Source organism: Bradyrhizobium sp. UFLA05-153 (genome assembly GCF_054185185.1).
Genome location: NZ_JBBIAM010000036.1, coordinates 55,723 through 81,048 on the forward strand (window position 1 = coordinate 55,723; position 25,326 = coordinate 81,048).

Annotated in this window: 18 protein-coding genes; 12 read left to right on the forward strand and 6 right to left on the reverse strand. The window is 64.4% G+C overall.

Annotated elements, in window-relative coordinates:
• Nucleotide 1: 1 nt before the first annotated feature.
• Nucleotides 2-1,966, reverse strand: a complete 1,965-nt coding sequence (goxA, locus tag Q2941_RS22125) for a CTQ-dependent glycine oxidase GoxA (RefSeq protein ID WP_458193719.1) — start codon at nucleotides 1,964-1,966, stop codon at nucleotides 2-4.
• A gap of 390 nt (nucleotides 1,967-2,356) precedes the next feature.
• Here goxA and Q2941_RS22130 point away from each other — a divergent pair, with 390 nt between their 5' ends.
• The 7 genes from Q2941_RS22130 to Q2941_RS22160 all read left to right on the forward strand — a co-directional run bounded on the left by Q2941_RS22130 (nucleotide 2,357) and on the right by Q2941_RS22160 (nucleotide 13,686).
• On the forward strand, nucleotides 2,357-2,722 hold the full coding sequence (locus Q2941_RS22130; protein ID WP_245287986.1) for a hypothetical protein: 366 nt from the start codon (nucleotides 2,357-2,359) through the stop codon (nucleotides 2,720-2,722).
• Nucleotides 2,723-3,047: 325 nt separating this feature from the next.
• Nucleotides 3,048-5,126, forward strand: coding sequence for a glycosyl hydrolase 108 family protein (locus tag Q2941_RS22135; protein WP_458193720.1), 2,079 nt, complete (start codon nucleotides 3,048-3,050; stop codon nucleotides 5,124-5,126).
• Nucleotides 5,127-5,198: 72 nt separating this feature from the next.
• The gene (locus Q2941_RS22140; RefSeq protein WP_458193721.1) at nucleotides 5,199-6,746 is read left to right on the forward strand and encodes a glycoside hydrolase domain-containing protein; all 1,548 of its coding nucleotides are present in this window, start codon (nucleotides 5,199-5,201) and stop codon (nucleotides 6,744-6,746) included.
• Between the two features lie 143 nt (nucleotides 6,747-6,889).
• Nucleotides 6,890-7,858, forward strand: a complete 969-nt coding sequence (locus Q2941_RS22145) for an AraC family transcriptional regulator (RefSeq protein ID WP_027522199.1) — start codon at nucleotides 6,890-6,892, stop codon at nucleotides 7,856-7,858.
• A 188-nt stretch (nucleotides 7,859-8,046) separates the two neighbouring features.
• Nucleotides 8,047-10,578, forward strand: coding sequence for an autotransporter outer membrane beta-barrel domain-containing protein (locus Q2941_RS22150; RefSeq protein WP_458193722.1), 2,532 nt, complete (start codon nucleotides 8,047-8,049; stop codon nucleotides 10,576-10,578).
• A gap of 221 nt (nucleotides 10,579-10,799) precedes the next feature.
• Nucleotides 10,800-13,328, forward strand: coding sequence for an autotransporter outer membrane beta-barrel domain-containing protein (locus Q2941_RS22155; RefSeq protein WP_458193723.1), 2,529 nt, complete (start codon nucleotides 10,800-10,802; stop codon nucleotides 13,326-13,328).
• 43 nt (nucleotides 13,329-13,371) lie between these two features.
• Nucleotides 13,372-13,686 (forward strand): autotransporter domain-containing protein, encoded by a 315-nt coding sequence (locus tag Q2941_RS22160; protein WP_458193724.1) that lies wholly within the window; start codon nucleotides 13,372-13,374, stop codon nucleotides 13,684-13,686.
• Between the two features lie 22 nt (nucleotides 13,687-13,708).
• On the opposite strand, the gene Q2941_RS22165 is transcribed toward Q2941_RS22160, so the two are convergent.
• Complete coding sequence (locus tag Q2941_RS22165) at nucleotides 13,709-14,188, reverse strand: hypothetical protein (RefSeq protein ID WP_458193725.1); 480 nt, start codon at nucleotides 14,186-14,188, stop codon at nucleotides 13,709-13,711.
• A gap of 40 nt (nucleotides 14,189-14,228) precedes the next feature.
• Here Q2941_RS22165 and Q2941_RS22170 point away from each other — a divergent pair, with 40 nt between their 5' ends.
• Complete coding sequence (locus tag Q2941_RS22170; protein ID WP_458193726.1) at nucleotides 14,229-16,280, forward strand: autotransporter outer membrane beta-barrel domain-containing protein; 2,052 nt, start codon at nucleotides 14,229-14,231, stop codon at nucleotides 16,278-16,280.
• Between the two features lie 271 nt (nucleotides 16,281-16,551).
• Here the strand turns inward: Q2941_RS22170 and Q2941_RS22175 are convergent, their stop codons facing one another.
• On the reverse strand, nucleotides 16,552-17,535 hold the full coding sequence (locus tag Q2941_RS22175) for an AraC family transcriptional regulator (RefSeq protein ID WP_458193727.1): 984 nt from the start codon (nucleotides 17,533-17,535) through the stop codon (nucleotides 16,552-16,554).
• Nucleotides 17,536-17,907: 372 nt separating this feature from the next.
• Between Q2941_RS22175 and Q2941_RS22180 the strand changes: the two genes are divergently transcribed.
• Nucleotides 17,908-18,858 (forward strand): AraC family transcriptional regulator, encoded by a 951-nt coding sequence (locus tag Q2941_RS22180; RefSeq protein WP_458193728.1) that lies wholly within the window; start codon nucleotides 17,908-17,910, stop codon nucleotides 18,856-18,858.
• A 150-nt stretch (nucleotides 18,859-19,008) separates the two neighbouring features.
• On the opposite strand, the gene Q2941_RS22185 is transcribed toward Q2941_RS22180, so the two are convergent.
• Together Q2941_RS22185 and Q2941_RS22190 are read right to left on the reverse strand one after the other, a co-directional pair.
• Nucleotides 19,009-20,241, reverse strand: coding sequence for a lytic murein transglycosylase (locus Q2941_RS22185; protein ID WP_458193729.1), 1,233 nt, complete (start codon nucleotides 20,239-20,241; stop codon nucleotides 19,009-19,011).
• 8 nt (nucleotides 20,242-20,249) lie between these two features.
• Nucleotides 20,250-20,636 (reverse strand): MAPEG family protein, encoded by a 387-nt coding sequence (locus Q2941_RS22190; protein WP_027522207.1) that lies wholly within the window; start codon nucleotides 20,634-20,636, stop codon nucleotides 20,250-20,252.
• 251 nt (nucleotides 20,637-20,887) lie between these two features.
• On the opposite strand from Q2941_RS22190, the gene Q2941_RS22195 reads away from it, so the two are divergent.
• From Q2941_RS22195 to Q2941_RS22205, 3 genes are all read left to right on the forward strand, one after another.
• Nucleotides 20,888-22,111 (forward strand): OpgC domain-containing protein, encoded by a 1,224-nt coding sequence (locus Q2941_RS22195; RefSeq protein WP_458193730.1) that lies wholly within the window; start codon nucleotides 20,888-20,890, stop codon nucleotides 22,109-22,111.
• A 57-nt stretch (nucleotides 22,112-22,168) separates the two neighbouring features.
• Nucleotides 22,169-22,657, forward strand: coding sequence for a DUF2059 domain-containing protein (locus Q2941_RS22200; protein WP_027522209.1), 489 nt, complete (start codon nucleotides 22,169-22,171; stop codon nucleotides 22,655-22,657).
• A gap of 164 nt (nucleotides 22,658-22,821) precedes the next feature.
• Complete coding sequence (locus Q2941_RS22205) at nucleotides 22,822-24,435, forward strand: acyl-CoA synthetase (protein ID WP_027522210.1); 1,614 nt, start codon at nucleotides 22,822-22,824, stop codon at nucleotides 24,433-24,435.
• Between the two features lie 44 nt (nucleotides 24,436-24,479).
• On the opposite strand, the gene Q2941_RS22210 is transcribed toward Q2941_RS22205, so the two are convergent.
• Nucleotides 24,480-25,326: MFS transporter (locus Q2941_RS22210; RefSeq protein WP_458193731.1), on the reverse strand; the 847-nt coding region annotated here is incomplete at its 5' end.

The window sequence follows — 25,326 nt, forward strand, 5'->3', positions numbered from 1 at the left end:
CCTAGGTGCGGTCTTTGATCGCGGAAAGATCCAGTGTGCCGCGCTGCACTTCGACGAAGACGTCCTTGGGAATGCCCGGGACGTCCTTCGGTCCGACGCGGCGCACGACGACGCCCATTTGCGTCCATAGCGCGATCATTCGCCGCAATCCGTCGGTGTAGCTGGCCTCGACATGCAGGCCGATGCCGGCCGCACCGCGCGACCAGGCAACCCGCGCGTGATAGAAGCGCAGCCGCTCTTCCGCCGAGAGGTCCGCGCGCATCATCTGCTTGTAGAAACCTTCCGGCAGGACGTCGACCGGAAGCAGCGCAGGCCACCACACCGGTGTCGGGAAACCGTCGGCCGTCAGCACGGACTGGCAGCTGAATGCATCGCCCTGCCAGGGAACGCCCATCCATCGCGTGAGATCGCCCGGCGCCTGCGGCCCGACCGGTGCGCCATCGTTCTTCCGATCGGGATGACCGGCGAAGACATTCTGCGGGTTGAGCTGCAATCCGACATCCTGCACGAGGCTCTTCCGCGTCGAGATCGCGATGCGGAAGGGGAGCGGTGTTTCCGTCGTGGACCGATACAGCGCGGCATGGCGGATCGGCCATGTGATCTCGACGCCCGGATGGAATGCACCACCCGAGCAGGCATCCAATGCCGCACGCGTGAGCGCCTCCGGCCGGAGCGACAATGGCATGTCGTCGAGCTTCTCGACCGCGTTGGCGGCCGGGTCGTTGAGGTCGTCGGTGAACTCGCCTTTGGCCCAGCGGATCAGGATCTGGTACTGGGTCGGCGTCAGCGTGAGCCAGCCGGTCGGGCTTCCCGGGAAGTTGACGCCATCCCCGAGCATCGGAGGCAGCGCGTCGGAGCGCCGGTCTTCGCCGCCGGGCTTGCGGAAGGCGGCCAGAACCTTTTCGCGCGCGGGACGCGCTTTCTCCGCGGGGTCCGCAAGCGTCTGGAAGACGGCGGGATCGGACAGGTCGTCGAGATCGGTCCAGGCGTTGCTGAGATAGGATGCCTGTACGATCCATTGCATCATGCCGGCGCGCCGCAGGATCGGAAGCACGTCCCGGCGGAACGACACCGCAGCGGACAGTGGCTTCATGTGTCCGGACGCGATCATCGCTTCCCGTGCCGCGTCGTAGAGGCTGACGATCGGCTCGATCTGCGGCGCGAATTTCGGACCGCAGCAGACCACCCAGGCCGGCTCGCAGGCCATGTCCGTGCCGCCGAGGCGGACGCTGGCCTTCACCCAGCCGTCACACCAGTCGTCATGCCACCCGTCATTGTTGGTGAAGTCGCGCACCGGATTCTGCGGCAGGGCAGAATTGGAGATGCCGTCGGCAGGAAAAACCAAGAGCCGCCCGGCCTCGTCGGTGCGCAGATGACCGAGCGTCACCGGCATCGTCTTCCAGAACTTACCCGCCATGCGATAGGCCGCGTCACGGCCGTCGGCGTTCTTCGAAGCACCGTCGATCCGGACGGGACCGGCGTCGATCACCAGCATTTCTTCGCGGTGGGCCGGCTCGATGGCGGCATTGCGCAACGCGCCGGGAATGCCCGGCGCATTGTCGCCGCCGTCCATTGCGTTCGAATAGCCGTACCAGGCCGCCTTGCTGTTCGCCACATGCACGGTCCATCGCAGGCCGTCAGCCTCGCCGAGCTCGCGCACGACGCGTCCCTGATCGTCATAGCCGTACACGCGAAAGCGCTGGACCTGCTTCTTGATGCGGCTCGGTCCCTGCTTGAATCCGCCCGCAGGCTCGTTCATCAGGCCCGGCACTTCAGGCGCGAGGAACCATTCATCGCCATTGCCGACGCGCGAAAAGCCGATCGTCGGGAAAATCGCCGCGCGCACGATGGCTGTTCCGGCAGGCGCCTGCGCCTGCGCCAGCGCCGGCAACACGGCCGCCCTGAAAAGCGCAGGCGCTGCAAAACCGACGGCGGATGCGCTGATCAGGAAGTCACGGCGTTTCATGAGCGAATGTCTCCGGTTGATGACCCACGAAGATTCATGGAGCGATCACTAGGTAGAAATCTTTAACGCGTGGTTGTCTCGCGTTGCAGCTCTCCAAAGAAGCAACCTTGGGTGCCTTCCGTCGCGCACGAGAGCTTTCTTGTTGCCGAATGTTGCTGGCGGCCCCGCCCGCCAAGAGCAGTCACCTATCGGACATCTTTAGGACACTCATTTTTTGGAGTACCCAGCCGTATCGAAAACCAATGGCGCAGGGAGTACGGAGCGTTGGTACGAATTGGCTGTTACAGGCGGCAGATAGGAGCGGCGGTCCTTGGCTGTCTGCTGCTGGCATCGTCGCATGCGAGCGCAACAATCGATGGTCTTGCCGGGACCTGGTCCGGGAACGGTTCCATGAAGCTCTCGGAAGGGGGCCGCGAACGAATTCGCTGCAAGGCAAGCTACGTGGTCAAGAAGCCCGAAAAATCCATGAACTTCGAGCTGAAATGCGCGAGCGATGCCTACAAGATGCTGCTGTCCGCCCAGATTGAGCAGGACGGCTCCACGATTTCGGGCAACTGGTTTGAAAGCGAGTATCGCCAGGGCGGCAAGATCACCGGGAAGAGCTCGGATGGCCTTGTCGAAGCAAGGATCGAAGGCAACACCGTCGCCGCTTTCGTGACCATTCGAACCAAGGCCAACCATCAGTCCTTCGCGCTGGAATCGCCGGGCGCCTGGGCCTCCGAAGTTTCCGTCGAGCTGGACCGGGTCAGCAACTGAACTGGGAGCCGTCGCGCGCCCGCTGCTCCCGGTGTTGATCGCGGGATGCCTTACCCCACCACCTGCGCCTCGCGTCCCCCTGTGCGGGGAACGTGCACGACCCCGCACGCCGTCGCCCCGGACGTTTTGCCGCAAGTGATCCAGTTCACACCTGCTGTGACGGTCCTTGCTGTACCCTAAGGTTGCATTTGTAGAACGCCCATTTCGAGCAAGGCCTTAAGTCGCACGGGCTGGATTGCCCACGCGGCGCGCAGTTTTTTAAACGAGCGCATCCCCTGTCTCGGGTCCGTGCCGTGGCTGACGAGCAGGCGATGGAGGGGGCAGCATGAGCGAATCGACCGCCCAGCAGCGCGTAAACTGGAAGACCTTCGAGTGCAACCAGCACGCGATGGTCCGCATCTCCTTCGGTCCCGACGAGATCCTCGTCGCGCCCCCGACGGCTGACGCCTGGCAGGCGCTGGCGATGGTGCTAGCGGCCAATGGCTACAACATCAGGACGACCGATACCGACAGCTACAATTGCCGCGCCATCACCGGCGGCAGCGAGAAAAGCCTGCACGCCTACGGCATTGCACTCGACGTCAACTGGACGACGAACCCGTACAAGGAGACCTCGGACCAGCGCAAGGTCCGCTTTTCCGACCAACCGACGCAGGATCTGCGCGCCCAGGACGTCAAGCGCAACCTCGCCGACACCGACATGACCCAGGCCATGATCGACGATGTGCTTGCGATCAGGACGGTCAACAAGAAGCGGGTGTTCGAGTGGGGCGGCAACTGGATCAACATCAAGGACACCATGCATTTCGAGATCGACGTGAAACCCGACGATCTTGCGACGGGCATCGACTGGAGCTCCGTGAAGGGGCTAGTCAATGGCCGGCCGGTGCCAGGACGGCTGATGGAAACGCGCGGCGGCGGGACGCCCCTGCAAGGCGACATCGCACTCGGAAACTTCGAGAAGGTGCACGCCCTGATCGAGAAATGGGAGGGCGGCTACACCAATCATCCGCGCGATCCCGGCGGGCCGACCAACATGGGCATTACGCAGAAGGACCTGTCGGCCTGGCGGCACGCGCCGGTCACCGCCGATGACGTGCGAAACCTCACGCGGGACGAAGCGCTGCAGATCTTCCGCGCCAACTACTGGACGCCGGTGCATGGCGACGAGATCCCGCTGCCGGCCGCCCAGGTCGTCTACAACACGGCCGTGCTGAGCGGGACGACGCGCGGCATCCGTTTGCTGCAGCAGACGCTGGCCCGTGGGCAGAATGGGCTCGCTCTGGACGGACACATGAATTCGCCCACCATCGACGCCTGCCTTGCCGCCGATCAGAAGATGCTCGTCGAGGACTACTGCTCGGCTTACGAATCCTATCTGCGCAGCCTTCCCATCTTCGACACGTTCGGCCGCGGCTGGCTCAACCGGCTCAATGAGATCCGGCAGACGGCGCTCGGATGGGCGGAAGCGCCAGAGGTCGGTGTGGACGTCGTGCCGCAGCGGGAGCTGCAGACGACGCCCGTCCTGGGAGCAACCGAACTCAGGTTCGGCGACAAGGGCACGCTGGTCGAGGGCCTGCAGCGCAAGCTGACGGAGCTTGGCTATCCGCTGGGCGAGATCGACGGCCAGTTCGGCACGCTGACGCGCGAAGCGCTGCTGGCGTTCCAGGCCGACAACAACGTTTCTCCGACCGGCGTCCTCGATCCTGCCACCCAGGTCGCGTTCGCCCGGCCGCAGCCGCGACCGCTGTCGCGCGATCGCCTCTCAGCGACATCAGACGATCTGCGGACGAGCGGCTCGCAGACGATCAAGGCCGCTGATAACACCAAGATCGCCGCCTGGATCTCCTCGATCCTCGGCGCGCTCGGCATCGGCAACAGCGCCGCGGTCCAGGTGATCAACAACAACGTTGCGACGCCCCCGGCGCCTAATCTTTCCCAATTCCTGGCGGAAGTGCAGAAGCTGTTGACGTCACCGCAGCTGCGTGCCGATCCGGCGAACACCCAGCAGGTGCTCGATGCCGCCAAGCAGCTGCAGAATTTCAACGTCAAGCAGCTGCTGTCGCCGGAAAATATCCAGATCCTCGACAATCTCCGCGGGCTGATCCCGACCAATGTCATCAGCTCAAATCCGGCACTCGCCAATTTCTTTCAGATCGTCGACGGCGCACGCGGGTTCACCCAGTTCCATACCATCTTCGACGCCTTGCCCGGGATGTTCGCCAACGACTCGACGCTTCAGCTCTTGTCGAAGGGACTGGCGGCCGTGGCCGGCAGCGTGATCCCGGGCTTCGGCGGATCGCTCGCGACGCTCGCGATTGGCCTTGCCGCCAACTACTTCAGCAATCGCGTCATTGAGGCCCGCACGCGCGACCACGTCACGGGCGCCAACACGAACCGATGACCATGAACGACACTCACCCAGACCCTCATGTGTCGGCCGCAACGGCCAATCCGTCCAACTCGGGGGCGAGCCATGATCATTGACACCAACATGCGGACAACTCCGCGTCTGGCGAGCCTCAGGCAGAGCGGCGTCGATACCATCATCCGCTATTATTGCCGCAACACGCGGCAGGCCGAAAAACGGCTGACGCCCGACGAAGCCGCCGCCATCATTCGTGCGGGGCTGAGGCTCGCCGTCGTCTACCAGGGCGCCGGCGATTCCGCAGCATCGTTCTCGCAGGATGCGGGTGCCCAGGACGGCGCCTACGCGCGCGATTATGCGGCGAACGTCATCGGTCAACCCGCAGGTTCGGCGATTTACTTCGCCGTCGACTATGACGCTTCGGATGCGGACATCCGCACGCGCATCGTTCCTTATTTTAACGCGGTTCGGCAGGCCTTGAAGGGCGGGGCGGGCGACGCCTCCTATCAGGTCGGCGTCTACGGCAGCGGCGCGGTGTGCCAGGCGTTGCTGCAGGCCGGATTGGTGTCCTACACCTGGGTTTCCCAATCCGGCGGTTTCAACGGCACTGCCGCGTTCCTCCGCTCCGGGCAATGGAATCTGCATCAGCGCCTGCCTTCGACGCTATACGGCCTGAGCGTCGACCCGAATGATCCCAATCCGCAACGGCCGCAGTTCGGCGCGTTCAATCAACTCGCGACGGGCGCGCCTGCGCTCGCAAACATCGGCGTGGCCAGCAATTACGCGCCGCTGCCATCCATCAGCGCGACGTTCGTGCAGCAGCAACTCCAGCGTCTCAACTACCCGCCGGGTGCGATCGACGGCGACTACGGGCCACTGACGCGCGCGGCGCTGCTCGCGTTCCAGGCCGACAACAATCTGCCGCTGACGGGAGTGGCGGATGCTGCGACCGCCGCTGCATTCGAGACCGCGCGTCCGCGTGCGCTCGATCCCGCGCGCGTGCGGGCGACGGCCGACGATCTGCGCGAGATGGGCTCTGTGACCGTCAAGCAGGCGGACCATACCAAGACAGCAGGGTGGATCGCGTCGATCCTCGGTGTGCTCGGCATCGGCAACAGCGGCATCGTCGAGATGGCGAATTCGGCAGGCGCGCCGGTTACGCCCCCGCCAACCGGACAATTGCCGCAAGGCTTGTTCAAGTTTCTGGGCGACCTGCAGGTATTCCTGTCGTCGGGACAGCCGGCCGACAAGCTCGAGCCGATCAAGGAAGGCCTCCGCCAGCTGCAAGCCGTCGACCTGAAGAGCCTGATCACCCCGGAAAACGCCAATGTGCTGCAGCAGCTGAAGGCGCTGATTCCGCCGGATGTGCTCACGAAGAATCCTGACCTCTCCAAGGTCCTCCAGCTGGCCGACATCGCGCGCCAGGCGAGGCCGCAATTGCAGACGGTGTTCGACATGCTGCCCAGCTTCTTCACCGACGGCACTGCCTTGCAGGTCCTGGCGAAGGGCGCGGCCGTGGCTGCATCGTCGATGATCCCCGGTTTTGGCGGCAGCCTCGCCGCGCTCGGCATCGGCCTTGCCGCCAACTATTTCGGCAACAAGATCATCCAGGCCCGTGTCGCGGATCACCAGACCGGCGCCAACAGGAGGCTGTAGCGGTGGTCGCGGGACGCGACACCGCGACAACACGCTCTCCGGAGACGATTTTGTCTTGAGTCCGCACCGGAGTTCCGTCGAGTCCGAGCCGGGCCGTTCACTCGCTCTTATGATGCCGCGCATCGAGGGAGCGAGGAGAACGTTTGTCGCATCTTAAGTTTTCGACCGATGCCTTCGCCGACAACGACAAGATCGAGGCGTGGCGCGAGGTGTTCGGCCGCTCGGTCGTCAAGATGGAGATGGACCCGGCGCGGGGCGAGCCCTTCCGCAGCGAAGCGCAAATTCATGCCCTGCCCGGTGTCACCATGGCTTCGATCAGCAGCTCCGCCAATCGGGTGATGCGCACGCCGAGCCTGGTTGCGGACGGCAGCGACGATTTCGTCTTTGCCCTGATGACCCATGGCGAGGCGACGATCAGCCAGCGTGGGCGCGAGGTGGTTTTTCGCAAGGGCGAAGCGGTGCTCTGGTCCAATGCTTCGGTTGGAAGCTGCGACTACGCGATGCCGATCGATTTCGTGGCGCTCGTCGTTCCGCGCGTGCTGATCCCTGTTGCCGATGTCGACGACGCCTTGATGCGCCCGTTGCCGGCGGATCTGGCGCCGATGCGTCTTCTCCGTAACTATCTCGCGCTTCTACAGGAAGGGCACCTTGAGGCCTCGACACCGCACCTCAGGGCGGCGTGCGCTACTCATTTGCAGGATCTGGTTGGGTTGGCGGTAGGCGCGACGCGCGAAGCGGCAGATATCGCCAGCGGACGCGGCGTTCGCGCGGCGCGCCTCAAGGCGCTCAAAGCGGATATCACCGCGAATATCATGCAGCGCGACCTCTCCGCGGAAACGCTCGCTCTGCGGCATGGCATTTCGCCGGCCTACATCCGCAAGCTGTTCGACAATGACGGCACCAGCCTCAGCCATTTCGTTCTGATGCAACGGCTGAGCCGCGCCTATCGCATGCTGGTCGATCCCACCTTCGTCGATCGGCAGATCAGCGTCATCGCCTTCGAATGCGGCTTCGGCGACCTGTCCTATTTCAACCGGTCCTTTCGCCGCTACTACGGCGCGACGCCGTCGGACATCCGAACGCGGCCGGCGCGCAACGGCTTCGTCCCTTGACGCCCCAGTCCGTGTGGTCGTTCCGCAACACACGCCGCGAACCCGGCGATGTGTAGCGCGCAAGCCTAGTCGTTGTTCGATCCGGTCCAAGCCCGCCTGCGTGTTGCCGACTATCGTTCTTGCGGAACACCAATTCGCCGGATTCGCCAAACGCTTCCACCAACAAGTTCGCCCCGAGAGTCTGCATAATGATCAACTTCGCTTGCGCCAAATCCATTCGACCCGACGGCCTCCGTGGCGTGTTGCCGGCATTCGCCGCCACGGTACGACTCGGGCGCGTCCCGACGTTCGCCGCTCCGTTCCTGTTATCGGCGGCCGCAATGGTCGCGATCCCCGCAAGGCCGGCGTTCGCCGCCTGCGTGCAGTCGGGCAGCACCGTGAGCTGTGACGGCGCGAGCACCACCGGCTTCGGTACCGGCGTTGAAAACAACCTGACCGTGACGGTCCAGTCGAACGCCTCGATCACGATCGGCCCGGCGCAGCCCGCGATCAACGTCGCCGACGGCAACACCGTGCTCAACAGCGGGAGCATCACGATCGGCGACTTCAGCGCGGGCATGCAGGGCGTAAGCAACAACACCTTCACCAATGCCGGCACGATAACGATTGGCTCCACCTCGTGGGGGATGGTCGGGTTCACCGACAACAACGTCCTCACCAATACCGGCACGATCACCTCCACGGGGGTCAACACCATCGGCATCTACGCTGCAGGCACCGGCAACACGGTGAGCAATTCCGGCGCCATCACCCTGACCGGCGCTCTCTCGACCGGCATCTGGGCCAGCGATATCAATACCATCCTGAACTCCGGCACCATCACGGTCGGCGGCAGCAACGGCGCCCACAGTGCCGGTGTCATCCTGACGATGAACAACAATTTTACCAACACCGGCTCGATCACGGCCGCAGGGACGAGCAGCACAGGTGTCTTGGTTGCGGGTGACGGGAACAGCGTGACCAACAGCGGGACGATCGTCGCAACCGGCACCCACGGCTTCGGGGTCCGCATTGACGGCAACGGCAATACGCTCGTCAACACCGGCACCATCAAGGGGGGCTCGAACGGCCATTCGCTGTTCTCCCCCGGGACCACCGGCAACGTCATCACCAACAACGGCACACTCGACGGCGCCATGTTCTTCCTGGGCGCCGGCACCAGCAACAGCTTGACCAACAACGGGCTGATCACCATCACCGATGCGGCGATGGTGCTTGGGCAAGGCAACATCGCGTTCGGCGGCGCGTTCACGCAGACGGCGCAGGGCACGCTGGCGCTCCGCGTCGACAATGCGGGCAACAGCGATGGCCTGCTTGCCAATTCCGCCCAGCTCGGCGGCACCTTGCGTGCGGTGTTGCAGCCCGGCCTGTATGGCTCGTCGACCACCTATACGAACGTCGTGCAGAGCGGCACTTCGGTTGCTGGGCAATTTTCGAGCGTCATCTCGTCCTCGGCCTTCTTCACGGCGGCTGCGACCTACAGCACCAACTCCGTCGACCTGACCCTGACGCGTCAGGGGTTCGGCGCGGTTGCGGGTGAAACGGCCAACCAGCGTGCGGTCGGCAATGCGCTCGAGGCCGGCTATTCGCCGTCGCTCACGGGCGCCACCGCGACGTTCTATTCGCAGCTCCTCCAGGCCGGCTCGGTCCGCGTGCTCGACCAGCTTTCGGGCGAGGGCACCAGCGGCACCCAGAACACGGCCTTTGCCGCCGGCAGCATGTTCGGCCGGACCATGGACGACCAGATGGACGCGTGGCGCACCGGTCATCGCGGCGAGGCCGCAGGCAGCGGCGCGCTCGGCTACGCCTCGGAGCGGCCGGTCACCTCGGTCTTCAACGCGCTGAAGGCGCCGCCGCTGGTCGAGCCGCAATGGCACGCCTGGACGTCGGGCTTCGGCGCCGGTCAGTCGCTGTCGGGCGATGCGGCGGTCGGCAGCGCAAGCTTCAGCGACCGCGTCGCGGGCGGCTCGATCGGCGTCGATCATCTCCTCAATCCGGACCTGCTGGTCGGCATCGCCGCCGGCGGCTCCAGTGCGACCTTCAGCGTCGACGATCGTGCCACCTCGGGCAGGCTCGATGGCGCCCATGTCGGCGGCTATGCGATGCAGCGGTTCGGCGCTGCTTACGTCTCGGCGCAACTCGCCTACAGCCACTTCAACAACTCCACCACGCGCACCATCACCGGCATCGGCGCGGACGAGATCGCCAAGGGATCGTTCGGCAGCGACCAACTCGGCGGGCGCCTGGAGATCGGCCGCACCTATGATTTCAGTCAGGTGTCAGTGACGCCGTTCGCGGCCGTGCAGGCCGCGCGGCTGTGGCAGGCGGCTTATAGCGAAACCAGCACCGCCGGGACCGCGCCGGGCGTCCTCGGATTGAGCTACACCTCGCGCTTCGTCTCCTCGCTGCCGGTGTTCCTCGGCACCAAGTTCGACGGCCGCTTCAATGTCGGCAACGGCATGATGTGGATGCCATTCGCAAACGTCGTCTGGGTGCACGAATTCTCGCCGACCCGCGACGTCACGGCATCGTTGATCACGTTGCAGGCCCCGGCGTTCACTGTCGAAGGCGCGCGCGCGGCATCCGATGCTGGCCGGGTCGAAGTCGGCTCGCGCCTCGCCCTCAACCGCTGGTCGGAACTGTCCGCACGTTTCACCGGCGAGTTCTCCAGGGTCGGCCAGAGCTACGCCGGCATGGGCGCGCTCAAGGTGAGCTGGTGAGCATGGAGAGACGGGTACTCGGCGTCGCCTATGGCGGCCAGAGCGACCGACCAGGGCGTCAAGGGGACGATCGCAGTGAGGTTCTGATGAGGATCGGTGAGGGCAACTGCCGGCGATGCGGCCTCCACCAATCCAAACGACGAATGTGCGCTCCGGCCAGTTTGCCAACGGACGGCTGCTTCGGCCGCAAGACTTGGAAATGCAAGACTTGGGAATGACCGATGAGAACGAGAAACGACGCGATGCAGATCAAGACGGTGTACCTGGCGAAGTCGAACTCCGTGCCGTGGGCTGGGCGATCTTTGACGCTAGCCGCTTCTTTTTCTCTCACGGTGGCCGCTGCGGTCACAATCTCGACCGGGCCAGTCGCGGCCGCCTGCGTGCAGTCGGGCAGCACCGTCACCTGTGACGGCGCGAGCAGCACCGGGTTCGGCACGGGTGCCGAAAACAATCTGATGCTGACGGTTCAGCCCGGGGCCTCGATCACGGTGCCCTCAAACGGCGGGATCGGCATCAATCTCAACAACGGCAACACCGCCATCAACAATGGCGCCCTCTCGGTCGGCGACAGCGCAACGGGTATGTCGGGGAACGACAACAACAGCTTCATCAACGCCGGCACGATCACGATCGGTAAGCAATCCTACGCGATCGTTGTCCTGGGCAACAACAACACGGTGTCGAATACGGGCGCGATCAACTCGACGGCGATCAGCCGCGGCATCGAACTCGACGGCACGGGCAACAGCGCGACCAATTCCGGCACCATCACGCTGACCGGTACGAACTCGGTCGGCATCACCAGCGGGACCGGCAACACCATCCTGAATTCCGGCACCATCACGGTTGGCGGCGGCGGCACGGACGGCATAGGTGTCTATCTGACGGACGGCAGCAATTTCGCCAACACCGGCACGATCAATGCGGCCGGCAATGCGACATACTTCATGGGCGGCCTGGGTGTCGCGGTCGCGGGCAACGGCAACACTGTGACCAACAGCGGCACCATCGTCGCGAGCGGCACCAGTGGAACCGCGGTTTCCTTTTTCGGCACCGGCAATACGGTCGTTAACAACGGTACCATCAAGGGCGGCGCGAACGGCTTTTCGCTGAGTTCCTTCGGCACCACCGGCAATACCATCACCAACAACGGCAAGCTTGATGGCGCCATTTCCTTCCTCGGCCCCGGCAACAGCAACAGCCTGATCAACAATGGGCTGATCACCATCACCGACCCGGCAACCGCGCTTGCGCCAGACAACTTCGGCTTCAACGGCGCGGTCACGCAGACCGCGCAGGGCACGCTCGCGCTGCGCGTCGACGGCACGGGCCTCCACGACGGCCTGTCGGCCGGACAAGTCAAGCTCGATGGCACCTTGCGCGCCGTGCTGCAATCGGGTCTGTATCAACAGACGACCACCTACACCAATGTCGTCCAGGGCACCTCTGTCGGTGGCCAGTTCGCCAACGTCACCTCCTCATCGGCCTTCTTCACCGCCGCCGCGACCTACAACGCCAGCTCCGTCGACCTGACCCTGACGCGCCAAGGCTTCGGCGCGGTGGCCGGCGAAACCGCGAACCAGCGCGCGGTCGGCAACGCGCTCGAGGCCGGCTATTCGCCGTCGCTCACCGGCGCCGCCGCGACGCTCTATTCGCAGCTCCTCCCTGCCGGTTCGTTGGGCGTGCTCGACAAGCTCTCGGGCGAGGGCACCAGCGGCACCCTAAACACCGCCTTTGCCGCCGGGGCATTGTTCGGCCAGACCATGGACGGCCAGATGGACGCGTGGCGCACCGGCCACCGCGGCGACGTCACGGGCGCGGGTGCGCTCGGCTACGCCGCGGAATCGCCGACGACCTCGGCCTTTAACGCGCTGAAAGCGCCGCCGCTTGCTCAGCCACAATGGAATGTCTGGGCATCTGGCTTCGGCGCCGGGCAGTCGCTCTCGGGCAATGCGACGGTTGGCAGCGCCGGCTTCAACGATCGCGTCGCGGGCGGTGCTGTCGGCGTCGATCATCTGCTCAATCCCGACCTTTTGGTCGGTATCGCCGCCGGCGGCTCCAGCGCGACGTTCAACGTCGATGACCGCGCCACGTCCGGCCGGGTCGACGGCGCCCATGTCGGCGCCTATGCGATGCAGCGCTTCGGCGCGACTTACGTCTCGGCGCAACTCGCCTACAGCCATTTCAACAACGCCACCACGCGCACCATCACCGGCATCGGCACTGATGAGACCGCCAAGGGCTCGTTCGGCAGCGACCAGCTCGGCGGGCGGCTCGAGGTCGGCCGGACCTACGATTTCGCCCGAGTCTCGGTGACGCCGTATGCGGCGATACAGACCGCGCAACTTTGGCAGGCTGGCTATACCGAGACCAGCGTCACCGGCACCGGACCCGGCGTGCTTGGCCTGAGCTACGCCGCGCACACCGTGTCCTCGCTGCCGGTGTTCCTCGGCACCAAGTTCGACGGCCGCTTCAATGTCGGCAACGGCATGATGTGGATGCCATTCGCAAACGTAGCCTGGGTGCACGAATTCTCTCCGACCCGCGACGTCACGGCATCGTTGATCACCTTGCAGGCCCCGGCGTTCACTGTCGAAGGCGCGCGCGCGGCATCCGATGCTGGCCGGGTCGAAGTCGGCTCGCGCCTCGCCCTCAACCACTGGTCGGAACTGTCCGCACGTTTCACCGGCGAGTTTTCGAGCGCAGGCCAGAGCTACGCCGGCATGGGCGCGCTCAAGGTGAGCTGGTGAGCATGGAGAGACGGGTACGCAACTGTAGCGATAGGGGGTGGTCGTGTTGTTTCCTACTGAACGAGAGCTCGAATTTCTCACCAGCCTGAAAAGGAGTTGGCGGAGTCTATATCGGGAGGAGTGCGTACGTATCACCGCGTGCGGGACGCTGGGCTGGCGCCACGCTACGCCGCTGTCGACCGTCGCCTTCCAAGGCGGCTCCGACTTCAACGTTGCCGGCGTGCCGATCGCGCGCGAAGCCGCGCTCGTCGAAGCCGGGCTCGATCTCGCCATCACCCCGACCGCGACGTTCGGGGGCGCCTTCGCGGGGAGAGCGACCGGCCAGAGCGTCAAGGGCACATTTGCGATCAGGTTCTGATTCGGATCGGTGAGGGCGTCAATCAGGACCGTTTGCTGGCGACGGCCGCTTCGGCGGCGAGTGGGGGGAAATTGATGAATTCGAGAAGTGACGCGGCGCGGATGAAGACTGAGCAACTGCCGGCATTCATCGCCAAAGCGCGATCTGAGCGCGCCCTAACGCTCGCCTCTTTGTCGTTGTTGTCAGCAGCCGTAACGGTCGCGATCCCCGCAAGGCAAGCGGTCGCCGCCTGCGTGCAGTCGGGCAGCACCGTCACCTGTGATGGCGCGAGCAGCACCGGATTCGGCACGGGCACCGAGAACAGTCTGGCGCTGACAGTCCAGCCGACCGCCTCGATCACGGTGGGCAACGGACAGACGGCGATCAATCTCGGCAGCGGCAACACCGCGATCAACAAAGGCACCATCGCCGTTGGCGACAGTAGTCTCGGCATGCAGGGTTTAGACAACAACAACTTTACCAACGCCGGTACGATGACGGTGGGTGCCGGTTCTACCGCCATATTCGCGCTCGGAAATAACAACGCTCTTTCCAATACGGGGATGATCAACGCGACGGCGCAAGGCGCCACCGGTATCGGGGCCGCCGGGAGTGGCAATACGATCACCAATTCCGGTACCATCACGCTCACCGGAGTGGGATCATACGGTATCGTCACGAACGGCAGTGACATCATCCAGAATTCGGGTGTCATCACGGTAGGCAGCAACACCGGCTTCAATGCGACGGGCGTCGCCCTGCAGACCGACGACACTCTCATCAATACGGGCACCATCACCGCGCTCGGCAAGGATGGACTCGGCGTCACCGTCTGGAACGTTGGTACGACGGTGACGAACAATGGCACGATCTATGCGTCCGGCACGAACGGAACCGCGGTGGATATTGAGGGCATCAACGATATCATCACCAACAACGGTACGATCAAGGGCGGTCGGAACGGCTATTCGCTGCTCTCCCTCGGCACGACCGGCACCACCATCACCAATAACGGCACGCTGGACGGACAGCTTTTTCTCCTGGGCGGTGGTGGCGTCAGCCTGACCAATTCCGGGTTGATCACGATCAGCGACCCGGGAACGCCGCTCATACCGGCCATCTTCTACGTCGGCGGCACGTTTACCCAGACCGCACAGGGCACGCTGACGCTGCGCGTCGACAATGCAGGCCTTCGTGACGGGCTCTTGACCGACGGCCAGGTCAAGCTCGACGGCACCTTGCGTGCGGTGCTCCAGCCGGGGCTCTATCAGTCGTCGACCACCTACACCGACGTGGTCCAGACCATCACCTCGGTCACCGGCCAGTTTGCCAGCGTCACCTCGTCGTCGGTCTTCTTCACCGCAGCCGCGACCTATAACGCCGCCTCCGTCGACTTGACCCTGACCCGCCTGGCCTTCGGCGCGGTCGCGGGCGAGACCGCGAACCAGCGTGCGGTCGGCAATGCGCTCGAAGCCGGCTATTCGCCAGCACTGACGGGCGCGGCCGCGACGCTCTATTCACAACTGCTCCCGGCCGGCTCGGTGAGGGTGCTCGACCAGCTCTCGGGCGAGGGTACGGGCGGCGCGCAAAATACCGCCTTCGCCGCCGGCTCCCTGTTCGGCCAGACCATGGACGGCCAGATGGACGCGTGGCGCACCGGTCATCGCGGCGAGGCCGCAGGTAGCGGCGCGCTCGGCTACGCCGCGGAGCGGCCGGTGACCTCGGCGTTCAACGCGCTGAAGGCGCCGCCGCCTGCGCAGCCACAATGGAATGTCTGGGCGTCGGGCTTCGGCGCCGGTCAGTCGCTCACCGGCGACGCAACGGCTGGTATCGCGGGCTTTCGCGATCGCGCCGCGGGCGGTGCGGCTGGCGTCGATCATCTGTTCGGTCCCGACCTCCTGGTCGGCATCGCCGTCGGTGGCTCCAGCGCGACGTTCAACGTCGACGATCGCGCCACCTCCGGCCGGGTCGACGGCGCCCATGTCGGCGGCTATGCGATGCAGAAATTCGGCGCGACTTACGTCTCGGCGCAACTCGCCTACAGCCACTTCAACAACGCCACCACGCGGACCATCACCGGCATTGGTGCCGACGAGATCGCCAAGGGCTCGTTCGGCAGCGATCAACTCGGCGGACGGCTCGAGATCGGCCGCACCTATGACTTCAGCCGCGTGTCGGTCACGCCGTTCGCAGCCGTGCAGGCGGCGCGGTTGTGGCAGGCGGCCTATACCGAAACCAGCACCGCCGGGACCGGAACGGGCGTCCTCGGCTTGAGCTACGCGTCGCACAACGTCTCCTCGCTGCCGGTCTTCCTCGGCACCAAGTTCGACGGCCGCTTCAACGTCGGCAACGGCATGGTCTGGATGCCGTTCGCAAACGTGGCCTGGGTGCATGAGTTCTCGCCGACCCGCGACGTCACGGCGTCGCTGATCGCGGTGCCGACCCCGGCGTTCACCGTTGAAGGTGCGCGCGCGGCGTCCGACGCCGGCCGGGTCGAAGTCGGCTCGCGCCTCGCCCTCAGCCACTGGTCCGAACTGTCCGCCCGCTTCACCGGCGAATTTGCGAAGGGCAGCCAGAGCTACGCCGGCACGGGGTCGCTAAAAGTGAGCTGGTAGGCTGTGCCCAGGTGCCTGCATGCTCGCTCTCACGGACCGTGATCTTGAATTGCTGACAGCCCTCGAGAAGAGCTGGCGGAGAGACCATCTCGCCGAGATCGTGCGCCTCCGCAATGAGGATGATGAACGCGAGCCCTATGGCGGCCAGTTCGCGCGGAGCGCGACCGACCAGAGCGAAGGACACGTTTGCGCTGAAGTTCTGGTTGTTGAATTCCAGCGACTTGCAGGTCGGAGGCCTCCCGTGTCACAGCGGCTGCCTCGAACCCTCGGCTCACCGGGCCTCTTGGTTGCGCCGCGTCTCGCCCCGAATTTCCGACGGGGACGCGCCGTAAGCGCGGCGGAAGGTTCGGTTGAAGTAGGAGAGATCATTGAAGCCGGTATCGCGGGCGATGCTGCTGACCGGGCGATCGATGAAGCGGCGATCGGTCAGCATCCGATACGCTGCAGTTAGCCGATGGGTGAGGACGAATTCAGTGAATGTGATTCCCTCGGTCTCGAACAGCTTGCGAACATAGACGGTGGAGATGCCGGTGTCGGCAGCCACCGTGCTCAGCGTCAAATCGCGCCGGCCGATGTCAGCGACGATCCGCTGCTTGATGCTTCGCAGCCGCGCGGCCGCCACTCCACGCGTCTGCGCCACCTCCGCGCCTTCTGTTCCGGCGCCCAGCATGAGCGCGCTGAGATCGATCAGGTGGAGCCCGACTGAGCGGCGCGCCTCGGGAGATGTAAGCGCAATATCCTCCCTGAGGATCCCGGCGTAGCCGAGAAACAATCTCAGCTGGGGGCTTGCTCGATCGATCGGCTTGCCTACGGCGTCGTCGAGATTCGGAACCAACGGTGCGATCAGGGATCGGCTGATCCGCAGGTGGACGATACTGGTCGCGGTATGGCCGATCCCGGTCCCGGCGAACCCGTTCGACGTCAGTGCAGCTTCTCCCGCTCGCAGTGTGGCCTCGTGACCGTTCTGCCGATAGGTGGCGACGCCGCTTTGGACGAACACGAGCACCGGATCGTCGTTGTCGATCATGCTCGCGGTATGGCGGCAGGTCATCGCAGACATCTGCGACGTTGTGATCGAGAGCCCCGGTAAGGCGCGCAGATTCATCTCCACGTCGAACGGCACCTCCTTCAGCGGGTCCATCTCCAGCTTCAGGACGTTGCGACCAAACAGCTCGCAAAAGGCTTCGGTGCGTTCGCGGTCGGCAAATGAGCGACTGGATATGGTGATCTGGTCGAATTCGGCGGCGCTGGCCAAGACGGCCTCCAGGTTACGCGAATACTGGCGCACCCTTGTCGCACGAAAGCCGGAGCATGTTCAAATGCCATGGAGATCGATTCTACCATCGCGGCTGCTCGCTGCGCACGGGGGGCAGCGTAGCTCGAGAGGCTAGGACTTAACGATACTCGACTGGGACCAAACGCTATTCGCCGTCTGCTTCGCAGCGGCCGGCGCGAACAAACCTGCGCTGCGCGCTGATTTCAATGGCAATTTCGAACCGGCCGCAACATAGTCGCGACCAATCGCCGCGCAGAATAATCGGGGCGGACATCCGCTGCGAGCGGCATTCGGTATTCATTCAACATCGAAATCCACATGCAGAACTGCGACACCAACGATCTCTCGATCATGGACTTCTCGACCGACGCGTTCCCGGAGCGCGACCGACAGGAGGCCTTTTGCGAGAGCGTCGCCCGTTCGCTGCTCAAGCTGGACGTCAGTCCGCTCCACGATCTGCCGCTCGCCGCGACCATGTCATTCCGTGCGCTGCCGGGGCTCGGCCTCTCGACAGGTCGGCTGTCGCCGATCCACTGCCGTCATCTGTCCGCTCAAACGGACAACGACGATTTCGTGCTGGTGGTGAGCTGGACAGGTGGGTGCAGCGTGCTGCAGGGGAATCAGGAAACGGAGCTCCACAACGGGCAGGCGACGTTGACGGCCAACGGTGTGCGTGGTGAAGTTTGGAGCGCGAGCTCAACAGCGTCCGATTATCTGAATTTGCGGCTGTCGCGCAGTTTGCTCGAACCCCGGCTTTCCGATTTCAGCACGGCCCTGGCGCGGCCGATCGGCGCGGATACCCCGGCCTTGCGCTTGTTGCTCGGATACTGCCGCATCCTGAACGACGAGAAGGCGCGCTTCACGGCGGAACTCGGTAGCGCGGTCGCCACGCATATTCACGACCTCGTCGCGCTGGCAGTCGGCGCGAGCCGGGACGGCACGGAAATCGCCCGGCGCGGTGTCGCAGCCGCGAGGCTGCATGCCGTCAAGGCCGACATTCGCGCGCATCTCGCCGATCCTAAGCTGTCGGTTGCGGTCGTAGCCGCCCGTCACCGCGTGACGCCGCGTTACATCCACCGGCTGTTCGAACTCGACGGCACGACGTTTTCCGAGTTCGCCCTGACGCTGCGGCTGACGCACGCCGACGGGATGTTGCGCGACGCTCGCTTTCTGGATCGCACGATCAGCACGATCGCCTTCGACTGCGGATTTAGCGACCTGTCCTACTTCAATCGGACCTTCAAGCGCTTCTACAGCGCCACGCCGTCGGACATTCGCCGAACGGTGCGGTGGACAGAGTGACGCCGGCACTTCAATCGACTTCCACACATTCAATCATCGGCGATGATGCAATATTGCCCTTGATCTGCCCGACGCGTCAAGCGATTTCGTAAAATCCGTATCTCCTCACGCCGGCGGCCGTTCTACTTTGCATGGGGTTGTTTTCGACATTTAGTTTTGAGCCGGTCTTGCCCCGCGCAGGCTGGCGAGCAGGTCTTGCGACGGCCAGCAATCGACGGTCAGGCCCGCGCGCTGCTGGTACTGTCCGATCGCCCGCCTTGTGACCGTGCCCAGCCGGCCATCGATCGCATCGGAATAATAGCCGCCTCTAGCGAGCTGCGTCTGGATCGCTGCGACCTCGCTGTTGCGCAGGGGTTTGAGCTTGGCCCAGGGCTTTTCGAACGGGGCGCCGCCCGCGATGAGGTCGGCGAGATGCCCGACGAACAGTGCATAGACGTCGGACTGGTTGTAGCTGCGGATCGCCTGGAAGTTGGCGAAGGCGAGGAAGGCCGGACCGTAAACGCCGGCAGGCATGACCAGTTGCGCCTGGTCTTGCAGCATGCCGGTGGCGACGGCGGCATCGGTGGCCGGCGTGACGCCGAGCTTCAGCCAGGCTTGGAGCGGCCGCTTGATGTCGGGCGAACTCTCCACGCAGCTTACCGTCTCCGGCAGACGAACCTCGAAACCCCATCGCTTGCCGCGCTGCCAGCCATAGTCGCGAAGCTGCTTGGCACCCGAGGCGAGCGCGTCGGGGATCGAGCGCTCGAGATCGATCTTGCCGTCGCCGTCGCCGTCGGCCGCGAATTTGAGGAAATCCGACGGCTCGAACTGGGTGTGGCCCATCGCCCCCGTATAGGAGCCCTTCGCATCCATGCTGATGGTGCCCTGCTGGACGAGATCGAGCGCGATCAGGAGCTCGCTCCGGAACAGGTCCTTGCGACGGCCGAGATAGGCCTGCGTCACCAGCGCCTGGAACACGGGATGGCGCTGCACTTCAGTGCCGTAATCGGTCTCGCGGCCCCAGATCGCAATGACGACGTTGCCGGGGACGCCGTAGTCGGCCTCGATGCGCGCGAGCAGGCTGCGGTAGGTCTGGAAATGCCGCGCGCCTGTGCTGGCCAGCCCTGTGAGCTGTTGCCGGGGCAGGTAGTCCGCCGGCAGCTTCACGAATTCGGCCTGCTCCTTCACGGGGCGGCCGGGGATGACGAGATCCGGCAGATTAAGGTCGAGCTGGACATTGGTCGCGCGGTCGAACACCGCCTGCCTCACGCCGCGCGCCTTCGCCTCCTGCCAGAGCTGCGCGCGCCACGCGTCGAAGGCGGGGTGGGCGCGAGCCTCCAGCGCCTGCATCAGCACGACGAGCGCGATTGTCCCTGGGATCAATGTGCGCTGCAAAATGTCCACGAGGCCTCTCACGCGACCACCAGTCCCACCGCCAGCGCCAAGCCGCAGAGATAGGTAAACAATGCGCCGGCAAAGCGTGCCGGGTTGGGCCGGTTGAGCGACTTGCCCCACAACAGCCCGGCGGCAAGGGAAAAGCGCGCGATCGTCGCCACCACGATCGTCACGATGATCCAGCTAGGGGCCGGCCGCGTTGCGAACCAGAGAAACATCGCCGCGAAGAACGGCGCGTATTCGGCCGTGTTGGCATGCGCCCGCACCGCGCGGTGAATGGGGTCGGTGGGGCCGAGATCATGGCCGATGCTCCGCCTGAACCTGCCGCGCAGGATCGAGACATAAAACCCGAGGCCAAACAGCAGCAGCCCGAGCAAGGCGGTACAGATGATAGCGATGTTCATTGCGTGTATCCCCCAAAGAATTGAGCCGGAAGAAGATCAGATCACGGCGCCGCGGGAAAGCCCGGCCGGCCGATCCGATCGCCCCTCTCCCTGACAAACCTCCTTTTCCGCGGTGCCGATGTCCGCTACCCTTAGCTGCTAGCCACCGGGTTAGGTGGCGTAGCCGCGTCAATTTCAGCATTGATTGATTTGGGCGGCCTATCTGCCGCGAGACTGTGCTTAAGACTGTCCTTGGAAAACGGGGCGGAGCCATGATCAACCGGGATTCGGCAGCTCTCTTGTCTCCGATCGAGCGCGACCTGCGGCTCGATCTCTTCCGCGGCATCGGCCTGTGGATGATCTTCCTCGATCACATCCCGCACGACGTCGTGTCGTGGCTGACCTTGCGCAATTACGGCTTCAGCGACGCCGCCGAGTTCTTCGTCTTCATCTCCGGCTATCTCGTCGGCTGGATCTACGCGCCGATCGTGCGCGGCGGCTTCTTCCTTGCGGCACTCAAGCGTCTCTGGAAACGCACGGCCGAACTGTACGTCGCCCACATCATGCTGTTCCTGCTGTTCACCGCCCAGATCGCGCGCACCGCGCGGCGGTTCGACAACCCGATGTATGAGCACGAGTTCAATGTGTTCAATTTCCTGGCGCATCCGGACGAGCTGATCGGCCAGGCGATCCTGTTGAAGTACAAGCCGGTCAATCTCGACGTGCTGCCGCTCTACATCACGCTGGTGTTCGCTTCCCCCTTCATCGTGTGGTGCCTCGTGCGGCGTCCGAACCTCACGTTGCTGGCGTCCGCAGTGCTCTACGTGCTGTCGCGCTGGTTCGACTGGAACGTCGCGTCCTATCCGCCCGGTACGACCTGGTACTTCAATCCCTTCTGCTGGCAGCTGATGTTCGTGTTCGCGGCCTGGTGCGGTTCCGGCGAGGTGGACAAGATCGCGAAATGGGTGTGGTCGAAGCCCGTGATGGGTCTCGCGGCCGCCTGGATCGCGTTTGCGTTCCTGATCGTGATGACCTGGCACGTTCACACGCTCGAGGCGATGATCCCGAAGTGGATGATCAAGGCGATCTACCCGATCGACAAGACCGACCTCGACATGCTGCGCTTCACGCACTTCCTGGCGCTGGCGATCTGGGTCACGCAGCTCGTGCCGCGCCACTGGAAGGCGCTTCACACGAAATGGCTGCGCCCGGTCATCCTGTGCGGGCAGCACTCGCTGCCGATCTTCTGCCTCGGCGTGTTCCTGTCGTTCTCCGCGCACTGGATCCTGACCCAATATACCAAGGGCGTGTGGGAGCAACTCGCCGTCTCCTTCGCCGGCATCGCTATCATGATCGGCGTTGGCTGGCTGTTCGACCGGGCGAAACAAATTCCGGACCTGTTCGTGGACGTGATCGAGGTCGAGGACGAGGAGCCCGAGTCGGTGCCCGATCTCGACAAGAAAGCCACCGTGGTCGCGGCCAGCGCCGGCAGTTGAGAGGCCATCACGGCGTGCCTTGCCGAATTCTCATGGCGACATCTCATGGAGAGGTTCATGTTGAGAGGCTGGTTGACGATCGCGGGCACCTTGCTGTTCCTCACCTGCACCGCAGCTGCGCAGGCGCCGTCGCCCGAGGCGATGACCGCGGCGCGCAAGCTCGTGACCACCATGAAGCTGGCGGAGCAATACCGCGCGCTCCTGCCGCAGCTCCTGCTCAAGCTGCGGCCCGTTCTGTCGCAGGACAGGCCGGAGATCGAGCGCGACTTCGACGCCGTGACGGCGACGAGCTCGAACATCTACGCGCCGTTCGTCGACCAGATGATCGATCAGATCGCCGCCGTCTATGCCACCACCTTCACGGTGGACGAGCTGCGCCAGATCGAGGCCTTCTACGCCCAGCCGGCGGGGCGGAAGCTCTTGGAGAAATCGGATGCACTTACGCAGGCGAGCGCGCTGATCGCCCAGGACGTCACCCGCAAGGCCGCCGACGAATTGAAGCAGCGCCTGACCGAGGCTCTGCGCCAGAAGGGGCACAAGCTCTGAGCCTGCCGTGGAGGCTCAATCGCGCGAAAACGACTTGCGTTAAGGCGTCAGGACGGCCCGCAATGCTCGATGCGTGCCCGTCTGCGCGAAATTGACCGGAAACGCCGTTGAAATTATAGCTTCCCCTCAAGACCGAACGAACAACAGAACGACGGGAGGCAAACGTGACCGACGACATCGCAGCGACAATCTCCAAAGCGCGCGAGCATTCCATCGCCGATCTTCTGCGTCGCTCCGCTGGCCGTGAACCGCACAAGCCCGCGATTTCCTGCGGCGGCGTGAAGTGGACCTTTGCCGAGCTGGACGCGATCTGCAACCGCCTGGCGCGCGGGCTCGATGGCCTCGGCGTCAGGAAGGGCGATCGTCTGGCGGTGTTGTCGCGCAATTCCCACGCCTTTGCCGCGCTGCGCTTTGCGGTAGCGCGGATCGGCGCGGTGCTGGTGCCGATCAACTTCATGCTCAATCCGGACGAGATCAATTTCATTCTGAGGAATTCGGGCGCAAAGGTGCTTGCGACCGGCCCGGATTTCGTCGAGCCCGCGCGCGCCGCAAGTGCCAGGGATTGCGCGGTGGAGAAGCTGATCTGGCTGCCGGGCGAGGATCCGGCGTCACCGCCCGCGGGGCTCACCACGTTCGACGATCTCCTGCATTCCGACGGTTCCTTCTATGAGGCCTCCGTCGATGCCCGCGATCTTGCCCAGATCATCTACACCAGCGGCACGGAATCGCTGCCCAAGGGCGCGATGCTGACCCATGAAGCCGTGATGTGGCAGTATGTGAGCTGCATCATCGATGGTGGCATGAGCGCTCATGACAACGTGCTGCACGCGCTGCCGCTCTATCATTGCGCCCAGCTCGATGTCTTCCTGGGCCCGCAGATCTATCTCGGCGCCTCCGGCGTGATCACGGGCAAGCCGACCGCCGACAACATCCTGGCGCTGATCGCGGCTCACGGGATTACCGCCTTTTTCGCACCGCCGACGATCTGGATCGCGATGCTGCGCTCGCCCCATTTCGACAAGACCGATCTGTCCAGCTTGCAAAAGGGCTATTACGGCGCCTCGATCATGCCGGTGGAGGTGCTGCTCGAATTGCAGCGCCGCCTGCCGAACGTCAAATTCTGGAATTTCTACGGCCAGACCGAGATCGCACCGCTCGCCACCGTGCTGCAGCCCGAAGATCAGCTGCGCAAGGCCGGCTCGGCCGGCAAGCCGACGATCAATGTCGAGACGCGCGTGGTCAACACGGCGATGGAAAATGTCGGGGTTGGTGAGGTCGGCGAGATCGTCCACCGCTCGCCGCATCTTCTGTCCGGCTATTACAACGACCCCGTGAAGACCGCAGCGGCATTTTCCGGCGGCTGGTTTCATTCCGGCGACCTCGCGACCGTCGATGCCGAGGGCTACATCACCGTCGTCGACCGCGTAAAGGACATGATCAAGACCGGCGGCGAGAACGTCGCGAGCCGCGAGGTCGAGGAGATGGTCTACCGCATTCCCGCGGTGTCGGAGGTCGCGGTGGTCGGGCTGCCCGATCCGCGCTGGATCGAGGCGGTCACCGCGATCATCGTGGTCAAGACCGGCGAGACGCTGGACGAAGAGACGGTCATCAAGCATTGCGCGGGCTCGATGGCGCATTTCAAGGTGCCCAAGCGCGTCGTGTTCGTCGACAGCCTGCCGAAGAATCCGAGCGGCAAGCTGCTCAAGCGCGAGCTGCGCCAGCGCTTCGTCGGCGGCAACACGCTCGACAAGGCGATCCAGAAGAATTTCGGGACGTAGTTCGTCGCGGCCCCGTAAGAACGGGGAGAGGGAAGAGAAAAAGCTCAATACTTCTTCATGGCCGCGCCGAACGCCAGCCACAGCGCCGTCGACGCCAGCCCGAAGCCGCCGAGCAGGAGGAAGGTCGGGCCGTAGCCGATCCATTCTGCGATCCAGCCGCCGAGCGCAGGGCTGAGGCTCGCGCCGACGCCCTGCACGGTGATGACGGCGCCCTGACCGAGATTGATGCGGCCGGTGCCGTTGAGCGAGCGCGCGACCACGCCGGGCACGGCGACGGTCTGCAATCCCGTGCCGATGCCGTCGAGCAACTGCACCGGCACCACGCCCCACCATCCCGTGAGGAAGAAGGCGAGCACGCCGCGGATGGGCAGGAACATGAAGGAGACCAGGACCACCGGCCAGTAGTTGCGCTTGCTCGCGACCTTCATGGCGATCAGCGACGTCGCGACCATCACGCCTTGCGCGATCACCACGGTGGTTGCGACAAAGCTCGGCCCGTTGGCCTGGTCTTCGGCGACGGCGGCAAGGCCATAGAGCGGCACGATCGCGGCATTGCCGAGATGGAAGATGGCGAGCGCCAGCGCCAGCACGAGCAGCGGTTTGTGCCTGAGTAGCATCGTCATCGCATCCGGCGGAGCCTTGGAGTCGTCCTCCTTGCTGCCGCGCGCGACACGGTCGTCGATCGATTTCGCCGGGATCATCAGCACGCAGGCGATCGCGATGGCGCCGAATGCCGCCGCCAGCACGAACACGGAGACATAGCCGTAGCTGTAGCCGAGCCAGCCCGACAGCGCCGCGCCGACCATGTTGCCGGCATGGTTGAACGCCTGGTTGCGGCCGTTCAGCGCATTGAAGCCCTTCTGCTTGGCGATGCCGAGCGTGATGCCGGTC

Bases quoted from the DNA above. Each gene is read 5' to 3' on its own strand.
- goxA (WP_458193719.1), bottom strand. From the start codon at position 1,966: ATGAAACGCCGTGACTTCCTGATCAGCGCATCCGCCGTCGGTTTTGCA.
- Q2941_RS22130 (WP_245287986.1), top strand. From the start codon at position 2,357: ATGAAGCTCTCGGAAGGGGGCCGCGAACGAATTCGCTGCAAGGCAAGC.
- Q2941_RS22135 (WP_458193720.1), top strand. From the start codon at position 3,048: ATGAGCGAATCGACCGCCCAGCAGCGCGTAAACTGGAAGACCTTCGAG.
- Q2941_RS22140 (WP_458193721.1), top strand. From the start codon at position 5,199: ATGATCATTGACACCAACATGCGGACAACTCCGCGTCTGGCGAGCCTC.
- Q2941_RS22150 (WP_458193722.1), top strand. From the start codon at position 8,047: ATGATCAACTTCGCTTGCGCCAAATCCATTCGACCCGACGGCCTCCGT.
- Q2941_RS22155 (WP_458193723.1), top strand. From the start codon at position 10,800: ATGAGAACGAGAAACGACGCGATGCAGATCAAGACGGTGTACCTGGCG.
- Q2941_RS22165 (WP_458193725.1), bottom strand. From the start codon at position 14,188: ATGGCGGTAGAACCGGCACCCACCGTCATCGTACCGGCGTTGGTAAAG.
- Q2941_RS22170 (WP_458193726.1), top strand. From the start codon at position 14,229: ATGATCAACGCGACGGCGCAAGGCGCCACCGGTATCGGGGCCGCCGGG.
- Q2941_RS22180 (WP_458193728.1), top strand. From the start codon at position 17,908: ATGGACTTCTCGACCGACGCGTTCCCGGAGCGCGACCGACAGGAGGCC.
- Q2941_RS22190 (WP_027522207.1), bottom strand. From the start codon at position 20,636: ATGAACATCGCTATCATCTGTACCGCCTTGCTCGGGCTGCTGCTGTTT.
- Q2941_RS22195 (WP_458193730.1), top strand. From the start codon at position 20,888: ATGATCAACCGGGATTCGGCAGCTCTCTTGTCTCCGATCGAGCGCGAC.
- Q2941_RS22200 (WP_027522209.1), top strand. From the start codon at position 22,169: ATGTTGAGAGGCTGGTTGACGATCGCGGGCACCTTGCTGTTCCTCACC.